The sequence below is a fragment of the Caulobacter segnis genome, assembly GCF_023935105.1.
Taxonomy (GTDB): Bacteria; Pseudomonadota; Alphaproteobacteria; order Caulobacterales; family Caulobacteraceae; genus Caulobacter; species Caulobacter segnis_B.
Map to the genome: position 1 here is coordinate 1713008 of NZ_CP096040.1, position 19138 is coordinate 1732145.

17 protein-coding genes are annotated in these 19138 nt (G+C 67.5%); 10 read left to right on the forward strand and 7 right to left on the reverse strand.

Annotation, left to right across the window (positions count from 1 at the left end; all coding sequences use genetic code 11):
* The first annotated feature begins 22 nt into the window (after window positions 1-22).
* The 3 genes from rpsD to htpX all read left to right on the forward strand — a co-directional run bounded on the left by rpsD (window position 23) and on the right by htpX (window position 2188).
* The gene (rpsD, locus tag MZV50_RS08340) at window positions 23-640 is read left to right on the forward strand and encodes a 30S ribosomal protein S4 (RefSeq protein WP_223393853.1); all 618 of its coding nucleotides are present in this window, start codon (window positions 23-25) and stop codon (window positions 638-640) included.
* A 281-nt stretch (window positions 641-921) separates the two neighbouring features.
* Window positions 922-1230: a TFIIB-type zinc ribbon-containing protein gene (locus MZV50_RS08345; RefSeq protein WP_252633946.1), complete on the forward strand. Its 309-nt coding sequence runs from the start codon at window positions 922-924 to the stop codon at window positions 1228-1230.
* A 10-nt stretch (window positions 1231-1240) separates the two neighbouring features.
* Window positions 1241-2188 (forward strand): zinc metalloprotease HtpX, encoded by a 948-nt coding sequence (htpX, locus tag MZV50_RS08350; protein ID WP_252633947.1) that lies wholly within the window; start codon window positions 1241-1243, stop codon window positions 2186-2188.
* A 6-nt stretch (window positions 2189-2194) separates the two neighbouring features.
* Here the strand turns inward: htpX and MZV50_RS08355 are convergent, their stop codons facing one another.
* Window positions 2195-3334, reverse strand: a complete 1140-nt coding sequence (locus MZV50_RS08355; RefSeq protein ID WP_252633948.1) for a serine hydrolase domain-containing protein — start codon at window positions 3332-3334, stop codon at window positions 2195-2197.
* Window positions 3335-3427: 93 nt separating this feature from the next.
* On the opposite strand from MZV50_RS08355, the gene MZV50_RS08360 reads away from it, so the two are divergent.
* Window positions 3428-3805: a hypothetical protein gene (locus tag MZV50_RS08360; protein WP_252633949.1), complete on the forward strand. Its 378-nt coding sequence runs from the start codon at window positions 3428-3430 to the stop codon at window positions 3803-3805.
* On the opposite strand, the gene MZV50_RS08365 is transcribed toward MZV50_RS08360, so the two are convergent.
* The 4 genes from MZV50_RS08365 to MZV50_RS08380 are packed head-to-tail and all read right to left on the reverse strand — an operon-like array spanning window position 3789 to window position 5720.
* Window positions 3789-4208, reverse strand: coding sequence for an acyl-CoA thioesterase (locus tag MZV50_RS08365; protein ID WP_252633950.1), 420 nt, complete (start codon window positions 4206-4208; stop codon window positions 3789-3791). The two genes, MZV50_RS08360 and MZV50_RS08365, sit on opposite strands and share 17 nt — an antisense overlap.
* A 7-nt stretch (window positions 4209-4215) precedes the next feature.
* Entirely contained in the window at window positions 4216-4557 is a 342-nt protein-coding gene (gene grxD, locus MZV50_RS08370) for a Grx4 family monothiol glutaredoxin (RefSeq protein WP_252633951.1), read from the reverse strand.
* 51 nt (window positions 4558-4608) lie between these two features.
* Entirely contained in the window at window positions 4609-5475 is an 867-nt protein-coding gene (locus tag MZV50_RS08375; protein WP_252633952.1) for a hypothetical protein, read from the reverse strand.
* Between the two features lie 8 nt (window positions 5476-5483).
* The gene (locus MZV50_RS08380; protein ID WP_223393871.1) at window positions 5484-5720 is read right to left on the reverse strand and encodes a BolA/IbaG family iron-sulfur metabolism protein; all 237 of its coding nucleotides are present in this window, start codon (window positions 5718-5720) and stop codon (window positions 5484-5486) included.
* A 76-nt stretch (window positions 5721-5796) separates the two neighbouring features.
* On the opposite strand from MZV50_RS08380, the gene MZV50_RS08385 reads away from it, so the two are divergent.
* Together MZV50_RS08385 and MZV50_RS08390 are read left to right on the forward strand one after the other, a co-directional pair.
* Complete coding sequence (locus MZV50_RS08385; protein WP_252635209.1) at window positions 5797-6729, forward strand: M20/M25/M40 family metallo-hydrolase; 933 nt, start codon at window positions 5797-5799, stop codon at window positions 6727-6729.
* A gap of 115 nt (window positions 6730-6844) precedes the next feature.
* The gene (locus MZV50_RS08390; RefSeq protein WP_252635210.1) at window positions 6845-8674 is read left to right on the forward strand and encodes a PAS domain-containing hybrid sensor histidine kinase/response regulator; all 1830 of its coding nucleotides are present in this window, start codon (window positions 6845-6847) and stop codon (window positions 8672-8674) included.
* 74 nt (window positions 8675-8748) lie between these two features.
* On the opposite strand, the gene MZV50_RS08395 is transcribed toward MZV50_RS08390, so the two are convergent.
* Window positions 8749-10536 carry a methyl-accepting chemotaxis protein gene (locus tag MZV50_RS08395; protein WP_252633953.1) on the reverse strand — a complete coding sequence of 596 codons (1788 nt, stop codon included), beginning with the start codon at window positions 10534-10536 and terminating at the stop codon, window positions 8749-8751.
* A gap of 354 nt (window positions 10537-10890) precedes the next feature.
* Between MZV50_RS08395 and MZV50_RS08400 the strand changes: the two genes are divergently transcribed.
* The 4 genes from MZV50_RS08400 (at window position 10891) to MZV50_RS08415 (ending at window position 17324) form a co-directional block, all read left to right on the forward strand.
* Window positions 10891-12186 carry an MFS transporter gene (locus MZV50_RS08400; protein WP_252633954.1) on the forward strand — a complete coding sequence of 432 codons (1296 nt, stop codon included), beginning with the start codon at window positions 10891-10893 and terminating at the stop codon, window positions 12184-12186.
* A gap of 54 nt (window positions 12187-12240) precedes the next feature.
* Window positions 12241-13389, forward strand: a complete 1149-nt coding sequence (locus MZV50_RS08405; RefSeq protein WP_252633955.1) for an ROK family transcriptional regulator — start codon at window positions 12241-12243, stop codon at window positions 13387-13389.
* A 99-nt stretch (window positions 13390-13488) separates the two neighbouring features.
* Window positions 13489-16239, forward strand: coding sequence for a TonB-dependent receptor (locus MZV50_RS08410; protein ID WP_252633956.1), 2751 nt, complete (start codon window positions 13489-13491; stop codon window positions 16237-16239).
* A 113-nt stretch (window positions 16240-16352) separates the two neighbouring features.
* Entirely contained in the window at window positions 16353-17324 is a 972-nt protein-coding gene (locus tag MZV50_RS08415) for a glycerophosphodiester phosphodiesterase family protein (protein ID WP_252633957.1), read from the forward strand.
* 68 nt (window positions 17325-17392) lie between these two features.
* On the opposite strand, the gene MZV50_RS08420 is transcribed toward MZV50_RS08415, so the two are convergent.
* Window positions 17393-18124 carry a hypothetical protein gene (locus MZV50_RS08420; RefSeq protein WP_252633958.1) on the reverse strand — a complete coding sequence of 244 codons (732 nt, stop codon included), beginning with the start codon at window positions 18122-18124 and terminating at the stop codon, window positions 17393-17395.
* Between the last annotated feature and the right edge of the window lie 1014 nt (window positions 18125-19138).

Consider the following 19138-nt stretch of genomic DNA (forward strand, 5'->3'; position numbering starts at 1 on the left):
GGATCGTTTTGAAAGACTGACTATGTCGAAGCGCCATAGCGCCAAGTACAAGATCGACCGCCGCATGGGTGAAAACCTGTGGGGCCGTCCGAAGTCCCCGGTCAACTCGCGCTCGTACGGCCCCGGCCAGCACGGCCAGCGCCGCAAGAGCAAGGTTTCGGACTTCGGTCTGCAGCTGCGCGCCAAGCAAAAGCTGAAGGGCTACTACGGTAACCTGACCGAGAAGCAATTCTCGCGCACCTACGAGGAAGCTGCTCGCCGCAAGGGCAACACCTCGGAGAACCTGATCGCCCTGCTCGAGTCGCGCCTGGACGCCATCGTCTATCGCGCCAAGTTCGTGCCGACCGTGTTCGCCGCCCGCCAGTTCGTGAACCACGGCCACGTGACCGTGAACGGCAAGCGCGTGAACATCCCGTCGTACCGCTGCAAGCCGGGCGACGTGATCGCGGTCCGCGAAAAGTCGCGCAACATGGCTCTCGTGCTCGAAGCCGTCGCCTCGAACGAGCGTGACTTCGCCGAGTACGTCTCGGTCGACGCCAAGGGCCTGTCGGCCACCTTCGTCCGCGCTCCGGAACTGTCGGAAGTTCCGTACCCGGTGAAGATGGAACCGAACCTGGTCGTCGAATTCTACGCTTCGTAAGCGTCGGATCCGAACCGATACGGAAAAGGCCCCGGAGCGATCCGGGGCCTTTTTTGTTGGGTCCTTAAGGGCTTAGGGCCCCTTGAAACCCCCTTGGCCTCATCCCAGCTTAATAGGGCGGGACCGGGCCCCTCTGGCGAGCGATGCAAGCGCTCGTGATGTCGGACCGCATCGGGTGTTCTCGATGTCACTGGGTCCGGCCGCCTTCAGCCCCCCTCCCCAAAGGCGCCGCCTCCGACACGAGGACACCCGATCCATCTTTTTGGACCGGAGGTTCTTACGTGCCCCTTCTGATGTGCCCCAACTGCGACGGCTCGATGCACTCCGTGCAGCGCGCCGGCGTCGAGTTCGACATGTGCCCGCGCTGCCGTGGAGTCTGGCTGGATCGCGGCGAGCTGGAGAAGCTGATGGCGTTCGAGCGCGAGGAGACGCAGGCGACCTACAACGCGCCGCGTCCATACGTCCGCCCCGACCATCATGCCGACCATCAAAGGCGCGACCGCGATGACGACGACGACCGCTATCGCCGCCATGGCCAGTACGGTCATCAGAAGAAGAAGCGCTTCGACCTCTTCGACATTTTCGACTGACGATAACGCGATGAACCACTTCAAGACCTACATGCTGCTGGCGGGCCTGACGGCCCTGTTCATGGGCGCGGGCTATCTGATCGGCGGGCCGACCGGCATGCTGATCGCCCTGGCGTTCGCCCTGGCCCTGAACGCCTTCTCGTACTGGAACGCCGACAAGATCGTGCTGCGGACCTATGGGGCGCAGGAGGTCGATGAGAGCCACCCCGAGCCGCTGATCCGCAACTACGTCGTCGACGTGGTCGAAATGGCGGCCAAGGCGGGCCTGCCGCGTCCCCGCGTGACGGTGATCGACAGCGACCAGCCCAACGCCTTCGCCACGGGACGGGACCCGGCCCACGCGGCGGTCGCCGCGACGACGGGCCTGCTGCAGCTGCTGACCCGCGACGAGATCCGGGGCGTGATGGCCCACGAGCTGGCCCACGTGAAGAACCGCGACACCCTGACCATGACCGTGACGGCGACCATCGCCGGCGCGATCTCGGCCCTGGCCAATTTCGCGTTCTTCTTCGGCGGCTCGCGCGACGAGGAGGGCAACGGCGGTGGCTTGGGCGGCATGATCGGCGCGATCGCCATCGCCATCCTGGCGCCGATCGCCGCCATGCTGGTGCAGGTGGCGATCAGCCGGGCCCGCGAGTACGAGGCCGACCGCATCGGCGCCCAGATCGGCGGCGACTCGGAAGCCCTGGCCCGCGCCCTGGAGAAGATCGAGGCCTATGCCCGCGGCGGCTACGTGAACCACGACGCCGAGCGCAATCCGGCCACGGCCCACATGTTCATCATCAACCCGCTGAACGGGAAGGGCGCGGACAATCTGTTCTCGACCCACCCGGCGACCCACAACCGCGTCGAGGCGCTGATGCGGCTCGGTGTGGGGCAGGGGGCGCGACGAGCGGCGGTTCCGGTGTCGGAGCCGGCGGTGCGGCTGCCGAGCCGTGGCGCCGGTCCCTGGGGATGACAGCGCCTACGGCGCCACCGGCAGCACGGGATTGTACTCCCAGCTCCAGGGCATGCCGACATCGCCCAGGGCCGCGTTGACCAGAGGCGGGAAGATCCGACGGCCGACGCCGCTGTTGCTGAGCAGGACGACGCATCGCCGACCCTTCTCAACGCAGATCAGGACGTTGTCGGTGATGTCGTTGTGGCCGCCCTTGTAGAAGACATGACCTTGCGGGCCGTCGAACACCACCACGCCGATCCCGGCGGCCAGGCCGATCTTTCGGTTGTCGGGATTGTCCTTGATCAGGAACGGCGGAAACTGGTTCTGGCTGACGATCGGGAAGCTTCCCCTCGCCAGTTCCGCCCGCGCCTTGGCCGACAGGCCCCAACCCGAGGTTATGGCCGCCGCCAGCTTGCTCATGTCGCTAATCGTGGTGTCCAGCGAGCCGGCCGCGCGGACGCTGGAGCGATCGTCATGCTGCTCCCACCGGCCGTCTTCGTGCTGCCCGTCGGCCAGGTCGCTCCTGAAGTCGTCGCGCCAGATCATGTTTGAGCGGGTCATGCCCAGCGGCTGGAACAGGCGGCGGTCCATCTCGTCGCCGACCTTCAGGCCCAGACCCTCCTCGATGACGAACTGCGCCAGGTTCACACCCTCGTTCGAATAGGCGTACCGGCTGCCGGGCTCCAGGTTGAAGCGAAACTTGTTCTCCGGATCGTAGAAGCGCTGGTCGGCCAGGCCCGAGCTGTGGGTCAGGAGGCGGCGCAGGGTGATCGTCTTCCAGCGCTCGTCGACGCCGAGGTCGGCGTACTTCGAGTAGTCCGGCAACGGCTTGGGCAGGTACTCGGCGATCGGCCGGTCGAGGTCCAGCCTGCCCTCGTCGACCAGCATCATGACGTAGTAGGCAAACGTGGCCTTGGTGATCGAGGCGGCATACATGACGGTCGCAGGCGTCAGCGGATCGCCCCGGCCGTTGCGTACGCCCTTGGCGACGACGTGAGTGACCTTGCCGTTCTCGATCACGGCCATTGCCAGGCCCGGAACCTTGCCGACGGCCATCAGCCGGTCGATCTCGACATCGAGTTTCCGGCCGTCCACGGCGGCGAGCGCCGGGGTCGCCAAAGCGCCGGCCAGGGACGCGACCAGCAGAACCGAACGAAGACGCAAGATACGCTCCCCAGACAAAAGGCGCTCGAGGCTGGTCATGCCGCCAGCCGTGGGCGATCTTCAACCCGGTTTTGTCGGTTCGTACAGAGGTCGATGAGCGTCGTCTTTTCGCGCAGGGGTTTCGTGCTGGCTGGAACGGCCCTTGGGCTGGCCGGCTGCGCGACCATGCCCGTGCTGACGGCCGCCGCGCCCGGAGAGACCTTTACGGAGCTGGAGCCGCTGCTGGCGGTCGAGGCGCGGCCTGACGCCCTGGTCATCCGGGTGACGTCGAAAGGCTGCGCGACAAAGGCCGACTTCGTGTTCCACGTCGATCGCCAGCGGGGCCGCGCGGTGGTCGCGTTCGCGCGGCGGCGGCTGGAGACCTGCAAGGGGCCGGCAGGAACCCTCGAGTTGCGGTTCGGCTACGACGAGCTGGGTCTGACGCGCGGCGAGCGCATCATCATCGCCAATCCGATCAGCCCCTCGGCGTGAACCGTTCGATCATCCAGGGCAGGACGCGCGCGGGGCGCTTGGTGACGATGTCGAGCAGCACCCAGTCGGTGCGGCTCTGGGCGCACATCTCGCCGTCCGGGCCGTCGATGCGGACATAGCGCTCGAAGCGCGGGCCCCTCAGCTCGCCGACCCAGGTACAGCCCGTGGCGATTTCGCCGGGCAGCAGTTCACGGCGGTAGTCGATCTCGTGGCGGCGGGCGATCCAGCTCCAGGGCGCGCGCTGCTCGTCGCTCGCCCAGGCTTCCCAGTGGGCGATGGCCAGGTCCTGGGCCCAGGCCAGATAGACCACGTTGTTGACGTGGCCGTTGGCGTCGATGTCCGACGCCTTGGGCTCGAAGGTCAGGGAGAACGCGTCCGATGGCGGGACGAAGAGCCGGCTCACGCGCGGATCACGCGGCGAGGACGCCTTGCTCGGTGAGGAAGGTCTTCAGCTCGCCCGACTGGAACATCTCGCGGATGATGTCGCTGCCGCCGACGAACTCGCCCTTCACGTACAGCTGCGGGATGGTCGGCCAGTCGGTGAAGGTCTTGATGCCCTGGCGCAGGTCGTCGTCCTGCAGGACGTCGACGCCGACGAACTCGACGCCCAGGTGATCGAGGATCTGGACGACGACCGACGAGAAGCCGCAGCGCGGCTGGTCCGGCACGCCCTTCATGAACACCACCACCGGATGCTCGGCGACGGTCTTGGCGATGAAGTCCAGGGCGGGGGAGGAGGCGACGTCGGTCATGATAATTTCGTCCTAGGCGAAGTCTTCAGCTAGGCGCCATGGGGCTTTGGGTCAAGTGCGACCCGCTGCCTTCTCGCGTTCCTGGGCCGAGAAACGGGCCATATCGATCTGGGCGCGGACGTCGTCGGGCAGGTCGCGCTCGACCCCGCAGGCCAGGCGTTTGACGTCGGCGGGGGTGTCGGCGATGACCAGCACGGTGGCCAGGGAAGGTTCGGTCAGGGCGTAGGCCAGGCAGATCGCCTCGTCGCTCCAGCCGGGCGTATCGCGCAGGAACCCATAGCCGCCCACGTCGGCCAGCGGGTCGGTGCGCCGTCGCCACAGCGACGGCCTGGGCGCGGACCGTTCGCCGCCGTCGCGCAGGGTCTGCGGCCAGAAGTCCTCGCCGATCACGGCCAGGTCGGCCTGAGCGGCTTGGCGGAGGCGCTGACGGTCCGCCCAGCCGGAAGACAGGTTGAAGGGCAGAGAGACCGCCGTCACCAGGTCGTTCTCCAGCAGGCTCGGATCGATGTCGCCGCGGCTGGCGACGCCAAGACCTCGCAGGGCGTGGCTTTCGTGCAGCGACCGCAGCCCTGCCTCGATGGTCGGCGGCAGCGACGGGCCGCGCGGGTCGTTGACCAGGACGAGATCGAGATAGGACAGGCCCAGCCCCTCAAGGGCCTGCCGCTCCAGGACGGCGGCGTCATCGCGCATCCGCCAGGTCAGGAACAGCCGGTCGCGTTCGACGGACGCGAACGCTTCGCCCGCGCCCCTCAGCAGCTCGGGGGAGGCGCCCTCGATCTGGAAGCTGGTGACGCCGTGCTCCAGCGCCGCCAGCACCAGGGCGCGCCAGTTCTGGGGCCCCAGGCGCGCGCCGTCGACCAGACGCAGGGTCAGCGCCGAGACCGCCGGGCCGGATGCGCCGAAGGGGCGATAGCGCAAGGCGTCTCCTACTCGGCCGGGGCGGCCGTTTCGAGGGCCAGGGCGTGCAGGGTTCCGCCCAGCACGTCGGCCAGGGCCTTGTTGACCAGTTGGTGCTGACGCACGCGGGGCAGGCCCTTGAAGGCGGGCGAGACGATGCGGGCCTTCCAATGGTCGTTATCGCCGGCCAGGTCGGTCAGCACGATCTCGGAGTCGGGAAAGGCCGCGGTGAGGCGGGCCTCGAGTTCGGCATGGGACATGGGCACGGGAAACGCTCCGATCTTTGGTCGCTGGGAGATTTAGTTGAATTCGCCGCGCGGCGCACGGCATGTAGTCGGCATGATCGTCATTTCCCGTCGCCCGCTGGCCCTGATCGCCGCCGCTCTGTTCGTCGCGGCCGCCGCGCCGGCCCTCGCGGGCCCGGGCGACAAGGCCCTGGACGACGTTCGCATCCTTTCCGCCGACGACATGCAGGGCCGCGCGCCCGGCACGCCGGGCTCTGAGAAGGCCCGGGCCTATATCCTGTCGCGCTTCGCCGAGATCGGCCTTTCGCCCCTCGGCGACCGGTTCGAGCAACCGTTCACCTTCGCCAAGCGCGACGGCTCGACCGTCCAGGGGACCAATCTGATCGCCCGCATCAAGGGGACCGAAAGCGGCAAGGCGATGGTCGTCTCGGCCCACTACGACCATCTGGGCGTCCGCGACGGCCAAATCTACAACGGCGCCGACGACAACGCTTCGGGCGTGGCCGGCTTGCTGGCGGTGGCCGAGGCCTTCAAGGCCAAGCCGCCCAGGCACGACGTGATCCTGGCGGTGGTCGACGCCGAGGAGGGCGGTCTACGCGGCACCAGGGCCTTTGTCGCCGCGCCGCCGGTCCCGCTGGCGACCATCGCGCTGAACGTCAACTTCGACATGCTGAGCAAGAACCAGAAGAACGAACTCTATGTCGCTGGTACCGCGCCGTTCCCCTATCTGAAGCCGATCCTGGTCAAGGTCGCCACGACCGCGCCGGTGACCCTGAAGCTGGGCCACGACACCGACGCCGACGGCAAGGAGAACAACTGGACCAATCAGTCCGACCACTACGCCTTTGGCGAGAAGGGCGTGCCCTGGGTCTATTTCGGGGTCGAGGACCATCCCGAGTACCACAAGCCGACCGACGACTTCGCCACCGTGCCCCAGGACTTCTTCAAGCGGTCGGTGGCGACCGTGGTCCAGGCCAGCCAGGCCCTCGAACGCGATCTGGACGACGTGGCCAAGGCGTCGGGGCGCTAAGCTCCCGGTTTCATTGAAAATTCGCGTCGCGACCAATTGTCGCCGCGACGGGCGGGCCAGCATGGCGTCTCCTTAGATGAGGAGGCGTCAACGTGAGTCCCCGAGTAGCCGCGTGATCAATCCGGCCATCGTGAAAAACCGAATCCTGCAGACCGCGCCGGCGGTCGCCGTCATCGTGGGCGCCGCCCTGGCGGCGGACTATGCCCTCAACGTGCTGTTCCTGCGCCGGCCCGAGCACTTCACGCCGCTGACCACCTTGGCCATCGCCACCATCGTCGCCACGCCCCTGGCCTATTGGTGGACCAGCCAGCGGCTACGGGTCGAGCAGATGCGCGACGATCTGAGCGCCAGCGTCCGGGCCAAGCAGAAGGCGATCGAGGGGGCCGAGGAGGCCCTGGCCAAGTACCGCGAGGCCGAACGCCTCTACCGGCTTCTCGGCGACAACCTGACCGACCACGTGGCGCTGTGGTCGCCGAAGGGCGAGCGCCTCTACAGCTCGCCCAGCATCCAGCGGATCACCGGCTACAGCGCCGAGGAGTTCATGGCTCTGCCGCCCTCGGCCATGGTCAGCCCAGCCGACTTCAAGCGCGTCCAAGGGATCATCCGCGGCCTGACGCCGGGTGGCCCGCCGGTCAGCGCCGACTACGAGTGCTTCCGCAAGGACGGCTCGACGATCTGGCTGGAGAGTTCGTATTCCCGGCTGGGGGATGGGTCGAACATCCTGCTGGTCACCTCGCGCGACATCACCGAGCGCAAGCGTCTGGAGCTGGACATCGCCAAGGCCCTGGAGCTGGCCGAGGCGGCTTCGGCGGCCAAGTCCGACTTCCTGGCCAACATGACCCACGAGCTGCGCACGCCCCTGACGGCGATCATCGGCTTTTCCGAGGTGCTGCGGCGCTCGCGCGGCCTGAACAAGACCGCCGCCCGACAGGTCGGACACATCCTGGACGCCAGCCACACCCTGCTCAGCGTCGTCAACGACGTGCTGGACTTCTCGCGGCTGGAGGCGGGCGGGCTGGAGCTGGATCCGGGTCCGTTCGATCCGGCCGCCATGGCCTCGTCCTGCGCGGCCCTGGTGGAGGAGCGCGCGACGGCCAAGGGCATCCAGGTCGTCATCCGGACCGGCAAGGCCCTGCAGCCGATGAACCTGGATGGCCCACGCCTGTCCCAGGTGCTGCTGAACTTCCTGTCGAACGCGGTGAAGTTCACCGCTCGTGGCGCGATCACCGTGGCGCTCAGCCAAGTAGTCGAGAGCGAGGGCGATGGCCGTTGGGCGCTGCTGCGCGGCGAGGTGATCGACACCGGCATCGGCATCTCGCCCGATAACCGCGAAGCCATCTTCGATCGCTTCTCCCAGGCCGACGCGGCGGTGTCGCGCCGGTTCGGCGGCACCGGCCTGGGCCTGGCCATCTCGCGGCGGATCATCGAGCGGATGGACGGCAAGATCGGTGTCGACAGCGTCGAGGGCGAAGGCTCGACCTTCTGGTTCGAGGTGCGCGGCCCGCTGGCCGAACTGCCCGCGCTGGAGTCCGAGGCGATGTCACCGTTGGGCGCCGAGGCCGGGGTGCGCCTGCTGCTGGTCGAGGACAACGCCGTCAATCGCGAGCTGATCCACGCCATGCTGGAGCCGTTCGGCGTCGAGGTCGAGACCGCCAACGACGGCGTGGCCGGCGTCGAGGCCATGCGCCAGGGCCACTACGACCTGGTGCTGATGGATGTGCAGATGCCGGTGATGGACGGCCTGACCGCCACCCGCAAGATCCGCGCCATGGAAGGCGCGCGGGGCGCGGCCACGCCGATCGTGGCCATGACCGCCAACGTCCTGCCCGAACAGATCACCAACTGCCTGGCCGCCGGCATGGACGACCACCTGGGCAAGCCCATCAACCCGACCCGGCTGCTGGAGATGGTGGCGCGGTGGTCCGGCCGCACGCACGGGGCTTAGGGGAGCTGGAAACGCCTGACGCCGATCTCGAAGGAGATCAGCTCAAGCTGACCCTGGCTGGGAGGGATCGCGCATCAGAACTCTTCCCAGTTCTCGGTCTTCAGGGCGGCGTTGCCGTCCATGCCTGGACGATTGGCGGCGAAGGCCTGGGCTCTCTGCTGGGCGGCGTGAACGGGCGAGGCTTGCGGTCTGGGCGCGGGACGCGCGGCCTGGCCGGCGCCACCGAACTGGAACTGGCCGATCAGATCGCCCAGCACCAGCGTCTCCTCACGCAGCGAGTGGGCGGCCGCGGTCGCTTCCTCGACCATGGCGGCGTTCTGCTGGGTGACCTGATCCATCTGGTTGACGGCGGCGTTGACCTCGTTGAGGCCGGTCGCCTGCTCCTGGGACGAGGTGGCGATTTCGGAGATCAGGGCGTCGATCTGGGCCACCTTGTCGACGATCATGGACAAGGCTTGGCCGGTGTCGCCCACCAGTTTCACGCCACGGCCGACTTGGGACGTGCTGCTGGCGATCAAGGTCTTGATCTCCTTGGCGGCGTCGGCGCTGCGCTGGGCCAGGGCCCGCACCTCCTGGGCGACGACCGCGAAGCCGCGGCCAGCCTCGCCGGCGCGAGCCGCCTCGACCCCGGCGTTCAGGGCCAGGAGGTTCGTCTGGAAGGCGATCTCGTCGATGACACCGATGATCTGGGTGATCTGACCCGAGCTTTGCTCGATCTCGCCCATCGCCTGCACCGCCTCGCGCATCACCGCGCCGGATTGCTCGGCTTCGCCGCGCGTACTCGAGGCGGCGGTCGAGGCTTGCTTGGCGTTCTCGGCCGCGCGTTTGACGGTGGCCGTGATCTCGTCGAGCGCGGCGGCGGTCTCCTCCAGACTGGCGGCCTGCTGCTCGGTGCGCTTGGAAAGATCGTCCGACGAACTGCGGATCTCCTCGGTGCCGGCCTTGATGGTTTCGGCCGTGCGCCCGACCTGCTGCATGGCGCTCTGCAGGGTCTCGAGCGCTTGGTTGAAGTCGAGACGCAGCTGATCCAGTTCGGGGATGAACGCCTTGTCGATCCGTTGCTGCAAATCCCCGCGCGCCAGTAACGTAAGCGCCTCGCCGATCTCGTTCACCGCCTCGACGCGCTTGGTGACGTCGGTGGCGAACTTGACGATCTTCATCACCTTGCCGTTCTCATCGATGATCGGATTGTACGAGCCTTGGATGGTGACGCTCACGTCCCCCTTGCCGACACGCTTGAACTCCGCGGCCTTGTATTCGCCGCGCGTCAGGCTGCTCCAGAAGTCCGCATAGTCCTGGCTGTCGCGGTAAGACGGCTCCACGAACATGCTGTGCTTGCGGCCGACCACCTCGCTGGCCGTATAGCCCATGGTCTTGAGGAAGTTCTCGTTCGCCTCGATGATCGTGCCGTCCAACTCGAACGCGATCATCGCCTGCGATCGCCCGATCGCGGCGATCTGCGCGGCGTAGTCCACGTTCAGCAAACGCTCCTTGGCGTTAGCCCATTCGACCACGAACCCGGTAACCTTGCCGCCTTCGAGCAGCGGCGTGACCAGCAGATCGAACGCCAGGGCGCCGACGCGGATCGTGGCCGTGTGCGGCTTGGTCAGCTTGGCCAGCATGTTCCGCTGGTGCGACGGGTTCTTGTGGAAGATGTCGATGTTGCTGCCGACCAGCTTTGCGACGCTGAAGTTGGGCAGCTCCTTGCGGATATCCGCCTCGTTCTCGCTCAGCAGCGCCGTCACGGCGCTGTTCAGGTACGTAATGTTGAGGTTGGCGTCCGCGACCATGACATTGGCGCGCAGCGCTTCTATCACCTTCACGCCGTCCAAGGACTTCCGAATTCTCATCGATTTCAGCATTGACCGACAATCCCGCTTTGTTTCGCTGAACGCTAAAGCAGCGCGACTGCAATCAGGGCGCGCGGATGACAAACTGAAATCCAATACAGTATGAAATGGTTAAGGCATCGCTTAGTGGGCGTCGGAGCTTCTCGTGTGTGCAGATATGTCGCACCAATACCTAGCCCGTAGTGACGTGGAATTCTTCCGTTAAAGCCACGATAGAGAAGAGGCGCTTCAAACCTGGGGTCGAATACGCTTTCGCGTGTCATGTACCTGGTTTCAACCTCAGTTTGCGCGTCGTGCGACGAGACAACCAGCTGGGTGATGACCTCGGTGCGCTGTCTTCGAACGGTCTGTCATCGAACCGTTTTGGTGCCGCGTCATAGACGCCGCATGGCGGCGATCGAGCAGCGGAGCCGCGAAGGCGGCGTGGAGCGGGAGGCGCTGCAGCGCTCTGCCTATGGTGCGGGGCACTTCGCCAAGAGCCTGGCCTGGACGTTCACTGACCTGCTGCTGGCCTATTACGCGAATGTGCGCGTGGGGCTGTCCGCGCGCGAAACCGGGCTGCTGCTGTTTCTGTCGATGGCCTATGGCGCGGCGCTGGACGCGGTCGTCGCCTATGTCTTGCGTCATGCCGAGGGAAGCCGACGCCGCATTCTGCAGATCCAGTTCCTGGCGGGACTCGTCACGGCCGCCGCCCTGCTGGTGGTGTTCCTGCCGCGCTTCGGGAGCGTCGCGCCGTTCACCTACCTGATCGTCACGCTCGGCCTCTTGCGCACCGGCTACGCGGTCTATGACGTCGCCCAGAACGCCCTGGTTTCGCTACTGCCCGCCGACGAGGCGGACGCCCATCGTTACGTGGTGCTGCGCCAGACGCTTAGCGCCGTGGCGCGGCTTTGCGTGGCGGCGCTGTCATTCCTGATCGTGGACAAGACCGCGCCGGCCGGGCGGGAGGTCCTGCTGGCGGGCGCGATCGCTATGTTAATCGTGGCAACGGCAAGCTGGATTTTGGCCTGGGCCGGTCCTGCGCGGGCGGTTCCCCAGCGCCCGGCCGCGGTCGGCCTTCGTCTGCCGCGCGGGGCCGCTCGCCTGCTGCTGGCCGCCGCCGTTCATTCCGGGCCGTTCAGCATGACGGCGCGCATGCTGACTTTCGTCGAACGCGGCGGTCCCGACGACCATACGGGCGCATCTCTACTGTTCGCCCTGGTCCTGGGAACCCTGATCGGCCCAATCACCATCGGTCGCCTGCGACATGAGGCGGGCGGACCTGGAGTCGCTCTAGCCTTCGCCGCGCTCGGCGTCGTCGCCGGCGCCGGGTTCCTGGTCGATCCTTGGTCCGGCGTGCCCGCGCTGGTCGCCTGTTGCGCCTACGGCGTCAGCCTGGGCGCGACCATGACGCTGTTCTGGCGCGGCATGAGCGCGGTGGTCCGAGACCATGCGCGTCGCACGGGCGAACGCACCGACCTTGCCGCCTTCGCCCTGCTCACGGCTTCGCTGAAACTGGCTTCGGCGGTGTTTGGCGGCGCCGTGGGCCTGTCGCTGGACGGGTTCCGAGCGGGCCAGTGGACGACGTTGCTGGGACTGGGCGTGGTGACGACCCTGGGCGGCGTCTGTTTCGTCGCCCTGATCGCGCCGGTTGAAAGGGGCCGCGCACCCCAGCACGTTTAATAGTTCACACAAAAGAAATAAGGGCGAAGGCCCGTCCCACGCCCTGGAGCGCCCATGCGGTCGTCGCCCGCCATCCACCTTTCCGAGGATCAGAAGCGCATCGTCTGGCGCCTGCGGACAGGCGGGCCGGCGTCGCGGACCGAGCTGGCGCGCGATCTTGGCATTCACAACGGCGCCTTGACCCGTCTCAGTCGGGAGCTGATCGCGCTCGGCGTGGTCGAGGAGCAGGATCAGGGCGAACGGCCGGCGCGGGGACGGCCCACGATGCCGCTGACCGTGTCCGACCGCGCCGGCTATGCCGCCGGCGCCACGGTGCATCCCGGCTGGCTCGAGCTGTCCCTGGTCAATTTCGCCGGCGAGGTCGTCGCGCGCGACATCGAGCCGATCGAGAGCGACGATCCCGCCGATTTCGCCGAAGCCGTCGGGCGGCGGCTGCGCGGTCTGGCCGTGAGCCACAATATGCTGCGCTCGCGGTTCCTGGGGCTGGGCGTGGGGATACCGGGACCGGCGATCATCGCGCGCCCCAATCACTGGTGGGCCGTCGAATGGTTGCGAGGCTGGCGTGATCTGGATCTCGCCGCCTTCCTGAGCGAACGCCTCGACCTGCCGGTCTGGCTGCAAAACGACTCCAGCGCCGCGGCCCTGGCCGAATACTACACGGGCAGCCTGATCCGCGTCTGCGACTCCGCGCTGGTGCTTTTCATCGGCCATGGCGTCGGCGGCGGGGTGATCGCCGGGCGCGAGATGTTCGTGGGCGAGTATGGCAATGCTGGCGAGGTCGGACGTCTGTATCCCGGCGGCGGGCGGCCGCGTCCGTCCGGCATCGACCTGCTGGCCACGCTGCGCGCGGCGGGCGCGGAGGTCTCGTCCTTGCTCGAGGTCGAGGATTGCCTGCGGACCCATCCCGGCGTGATCGCGGACTGGATCGGCCGGGCGGCGACGCAGCTGGAACTGGTGGTCAACGCCGGTCTGGTCTGGATGGACCCCGGCGCCGTGGTGATCTCGGGCGCGCTGCCTCTGCCTGTTCTGGACGGTCTGGCGAGACACCTGGAGCGTTCCACCCGAACCTTCATGACGCCGGAGGAACCGCCGCATCTGTCGCCGCCGCTGGTCAAGGCCTCGACCCTGGGCAGCAGCGCCGTGTCGATCGGCGCGGCGTTGTTGCCGATCCATGAAATCGGTCGCCCCGGTTCCAATGGCTGATCCGATTTATTTCCAAAGAAATAAATAAATCTGTCGCCGCCCAGCCTTACTCGGCCCTCCCATAGCGCCGTCCGGCGCACGAAAATCTGGGGTTGGGCCATGAAAAAGCATCTCATCCACAGCGTCGCGATCGGCGCGGTTCTCTGCGCCGCGACGCCGGCCTTGGCGCAAACCCGAGACGATCCGGCCGCGACGGTCGATGCGATCGTCGTCACCGGCATCCGCCGCGCCAACGTCAAGGCGATCGACAGCAAGCTGAAGGCGAGCGGCATCGTCGATGTCGTGGGCTCCAACGAGGTCCAGGCTCTGCCCGACCTGACCATCGTCGAGGCCCTGCGCCGTGTGCCTGGCCTGTCGGTCCTGCCGGCCACGGACAATGAGCACCCGCGTGATGAAGCCGCGACGCCGGTGATCCGGGGCCTGGGCCCGGCGTACAACAATGTCACCATCGATGGCTCGCCCATCGCCTCGCCGGGCACGCCCAACGGCAATCTCGGCTCGATTGGCCGGGGCGTGCGCCTCGACATCCTGCCCTCGTCGATGATCAGCGAGATGGCGGTGACCAAGACCTTCACCGCCGATCTCGACCCCAACGCCGTGGGCGGAGCGATCGACCTGCGCACCCGCAGCGCCTTCGCCGGCGGCGGCAAGCCGTTCTTCACGTTCGAGATCGCCGGCGGAGGCGCCAACGACCAAGGCCAGCCGCGCAAGCAGTCGCCGATCGGCGGCCGCGTCCAGACCACGGGCAGCTTCACCTTCGGTCCGGACGGCAGATACGGCCTGACGGCCTCGGCCAACTATCAGAAGCTGGACACCTTCACCGAGACCCATATGACCACCGACACGGTGCATGCGGGGTTCTACAATGACGCGGGCGTCCTTCAGAGCGGCGAGAACCTGGGCAACGGCTTCGCCGTGCCGCAGCAGGATAAGTATTGGTACGTCCAGGACCGCCGCGCTCGCTATGGCCTGACCCTGAAGGGCGAGGCCAATTTCACCGACACGCTCTACGGCTTCGTCACGGGGGGACTCTACCGCTTCCAGGACACCATGGAGCGCAACGAGATCATCCTGGACTCCAATCAGCGCGGGACGGTGCTGAACCAGACCGCGACCAGCGGCCAGTACGCCAAGGGCGACGTCGAGGTCGGCTTCGAGCACGCCAACATCATCACCAACACCCAGCTGATCCAGGCTGGGCTGGACTGGAAGATCGGCGACGACCAGGTGCTGACCGCTCGCGGATCGATCTCGCGCGCGACCTATCGCGAGCCGATGACGATGATCAAATACATCACCAACGCCGCCTATGGCGCGCCGGGCACGAGCACCGGGGCCAGCGTCGTTCCCACCGCCGCCTACGCCTTCACCTACGACACCAGCCGGTTCAACCAGCGGTTCAACATGAACCCGGCGGCGTTCTACGACCTCTCCGCCTACAAGGCCTTCTACTACCGGCCCGACTACAAGCGCTCGGCCAGCGACAATATCTACAGCGGCCGGATAGACTGGCGGAAGAACCAGGATCGCGACGCGCGCGGCTGGGGCTTCGCGGCGGGCGTCAGCTACGTTCAAGACACGCCGGAATACAACGTCTACCGGGTCGAGTACGGGCCCAACACCAGCGCGACGCCGTTTACGCTGGCGACCGCGGCGGGACCCGCCGGCGCGCCGCTGCGCTATTCCGACGGCCTGTTCCTGCTGACCATCGATCCGGTCAAGGCCGCCGCCCAATGGGAGGCCGCCCGCGCCGCTGGCGGCCTGAACCGCACCGACCAGAGCAATTTCAGCAACCAGGACAATTTCGAACACCGCGAGCGAACCCTCGGGGCCTATGGCATCGTCGCCTACGCCACCGACAAGCTGAAGGCGCAGTTTGGCCTGCACGAGGACTCGACCAGGCAGGACACTACCGGTCGCGCGCGCGTCGCCAACGTTTGGACCAGGCTGCCGACCCAGTCGTCCTACGACTTCCTGCTGCCCTCGGGACTGGTGACCTACGACATCACGCCGACGATCGATCTCCGCTTCGGCGCTAGCCAGACCATCGGCCGCCCCAGCTACGACAGCTACGCGGCCCGGACCGCGATCAACTTCACCCAGACCAGCGACAAGGGAAATCCCAATGCGACGGGTGTGAGCGTCACGGTCGGCAATCCGGACATCAAGCCGCGCCTGTCGACCAATCTCGACCTGGCGTTCGACTGGCGCCTGTCCAACCGCTACGGCGGGCTGGTCTCGGTTGCGGTGTTCAACAAGGACATCAAGGACGAGATCTTCAACACCGCTTCGCAGGGCTTCACCTATGACGGCGTGACCTATGTCAACGCCGTGGTCTCCCGGCCGGTCAACGCCAGCAAGGCCTCGGTGCGCGGCGTCGAGGCCAACCTGATCGTCAACTCCCTGGAGTGGATCCATCCCTGGCTGAAGGACGTGGGCGTCAGCGGCAACTGGAGCCAGTTGGACGGCGAGCTCAAGGTGCTGCGCTCCAGCGGCGTGACGCGCACGCTCGATCGTCTGACGGGGCAGCCCGACCAGACTCGCAACGCGACCATCTTCTACAGCCATGCGGGCCTGGAACTGCGGGCCGCCTACAACCACCAGGGCAAGGCTCTGCGCTCGATCACGCCGGACATTGCCTGGCAGGACCTCTATTGGGCGCCGTGCGATCAGGTGGATGTCCAGGCGACTTATGAGGTTCGTCCGGGCCTGACGGTCTATGGCCAGGCCAGCAACCTGACCCACACCCGCATGACCAGCCTCTACGGACCTTACAAGAACCTGCTGAAGGACACCTATTCGGTGCCCACCGTCTTCTGGCTGGGCGTGCGCTTTACGCCACGTTTCTAGCCGAAGGGCAGGCGTGCGGGCGGACCGCGCGCCTCGCGGAGCGGCGCTTCATCCCCTGGCGTCGCTCCGCGCCCCTTTTCCAAAGAAACCCCGACGCCACGGAGATGGCCGCCATGCGCGAACACACAAGCCGGCTCGCCGGCCTCATGACGATGCTGCTGATGACCGGCGGCCTGGTCTCGGCGGCGCAGGCGTCGCCCGAGCAGGCGCTGCGCAAGCTGAACGACCCGAACGGCGGAGTCTTCGTGGTGGCGCACCGCGGCTGCCACAACGCCGCGCCATCGCGCGGCCTCTATGATCCGACGCCGGAGAATTCGCTGCGGGCCTTGGACCGGTGTGTCGCCTTGGGCGTCGACATGGTTGAGACCGACGTCCGTCGCACCAAGGATGGCGTGCTCGTGATCATGCACGACGAGACCGTCAATCGCACGACCAATGGCGCGGGCCGGGTGGCAGACATGACGGCGGCCGACTTCAAGCGCTTGCGCCTTCGCCAGAACTTCGGTGGCGCGATGTCGCCGATGCTGACCGACGAGGCGCCGTCCACCCTGGATGAATACATGGCGCACGCCAGGGGCCGCATCATGCTGAACCTGGACATCAAGGAGCCGATACACGCCGAGGTCGCGGCCGCGGTGGTCAAGGCGGGGTTGGCCGACCAGATGCTGATCAAGGCCGACGCCCTGCCGGACACGCCGCCCCTGACCGACGCGGCGCCGTTCCGCGACACGTTGTTCATGCCGATGATCAATGCGGTGAAGCCGGGGCAGGGGCCGGACCTCGCCGCGGTCGTGACGCGGCAGGCCTCGGGCCATCGCAAGATCCCGGCGGTAGAACTGGTGTTCCTCGCGCCCGAGAGCTTTGTCGCGGTTCGACAGGCCGCTCGCCAGGCGGGGCTGAGGCTCTGGAACAACACGCTGACGGCGGTCGGGGTGATCGGGGTGACCAGTTATGGCGGCGACCTGGACGCCTTGCGCGCTCCGGACCTTGTTTGGGGACGCCAGATCACGGCGGGTGTTTCGATCTTCCAGACCGACGAGCCAGCGGCGCTCCTGGATTATCTGGCGACTCGGAAGACGAACTAGACCGGCCGGCCTCGGAACGACGACCTCGCCTTCCGCGCGCCTGCCAGGCGGCGGATCGCCGTAGGCCTCTATTCCCGAGGCTCGCCATTCTCCCAGAAATAGGCGTCGCGGACCGGGTCGTAGAAGTAGAAGCGGCCAACGTAGCGATCGAAGAACTGGCGACGGTTCGGCGCGTAGGGGCGGGCGTCGGTCCTGGCCGTCGGGCGCTCCTCGACGCGATCGGTGGCGATCTCGTTGTTGTCGTCGGCCGGGCCGGCGGCGTGGTCGGTCGCGTGGGCCGGGGCTTCGTAGAACACCGTCGCGCCGGTCTCGCCCGCCACCGTGGCGGCGAAGCGCGAGGTGTCGGCGCCAACCAGGGTGATCAGCTTGGAGAAGCGGTTTGCGCCGTACTTCTCGTCATTGGTCACGTCGAATTCCAGGCGCAGTTGCACCTCGCACAGCAGGCCGTTGGGCTTCACCTCCTGGGTGATGCGGGCGACACCGCTGAGGCGGTCGTGCACCGCCTCGCGGCACGTGGCGTTGTCGGGCCACAGATAGTAATAGCGACCGATCAGGTCGTAGTTGGCGTTGGCCTCGTTGCGGCGCTTGAGGTCGTAGACCGCCACGACGTCGCGACCGCACGGATCGGCGGCCTGCGGGCTGATGCGCTGCACGCCCCGGTACGAGGCCTTGAAGGCCAGGGAGCCGGCGAACTTCTGGGCCTGATCGCAGTCGCCGCGAAAAGCGCTCTGGGCCTGGGCCTGGGTCGTCGCTCCGGACAGCAGCAGGGCGGCGGCCGCGGCCGCCAGGGATCGGGTCATGGTCTGGCTCCTCGGCAGGTGGCGACGGCGCGCACCTGGCAGTAGTTGACGCCGTTGGGGCAGATGGTGTCGCCGGCCCGCACCGCGATCGTCTCGCCGCCTTCGCTATCGCAGACGGCGCGGCCGGCCAGGTCCAGCGCGGGCGAGAAGTCCGCGGTCGGGTCGACGCGGATGAAGGTCGAAGCCGTCCAGTTGCGCAGGACGGGCGCCGGAGCCGGCTTCGGCGTCGCGCGGACGACACGCGGCGTAGGTTTGGGCGACACGGGCTTGGGCGAGGCCGATTTGGGCGGCGTGGGCTTGGACGCGACGGCCTTTGGGACCGGCGGCTTGGCCTTGAACGCAGGCTTGGGTTCCGGCGCGGCCGTCTTCGTCGGCTTTGCCGCGAGGGGCTTCTCGACGGGCGGCGTGGGCGGCGGCGCGACCTCGATCGGCGGCGGCTTCATGGCCGCATCGATGCGGGCCAGGCCGCGCTCGGCCTCCCGCTGAAGGGCCGAACCGTCGCCCAACTGCGCGACGCGGGCGTAGAGGCCGCGCGCCTCGGCCAGGTGGTCGGCGTTATCGCCGGCCTGGGCTTCCAGGAACTGTCCCAGCGCCAGCACGGCGTCGGCGCGACTGCCTTCGGCGGCCTGGCGCAGGCGAACCTCGGCGGTAGCGGGGTCAGGCGCGCGACCGCCTTCGCCGTGCGCCAGCATCTGGCCCAGCGCTAGGGCGGCGTCGTCGCGCGCGCGCGCCGTGTCGGCCCGGCCGTCCTCGTCGGCGCCGGCGGCGCGCTGCAGCCAATCCAGGGCCTGGTAGGCGTAGGTCCCTCGATTGGGATTGGCGGTCTCACCGGCCCGCAGGCGATAGAAGGCCCCCAGCCGCTCCATGGCCGCCGGCTCGCCCGCCGCCGCCCGGGCTGAGGTCTGGGCGTCGAACCGCTCGGGTAGTTTCAGCCCCTGGGCTGGCGCGTCGGCGCAGCGCAGGCGCCAGACGCCGCCGGCCGAAATCCACTGGCAACCGGCCGGCGCCGCCGGA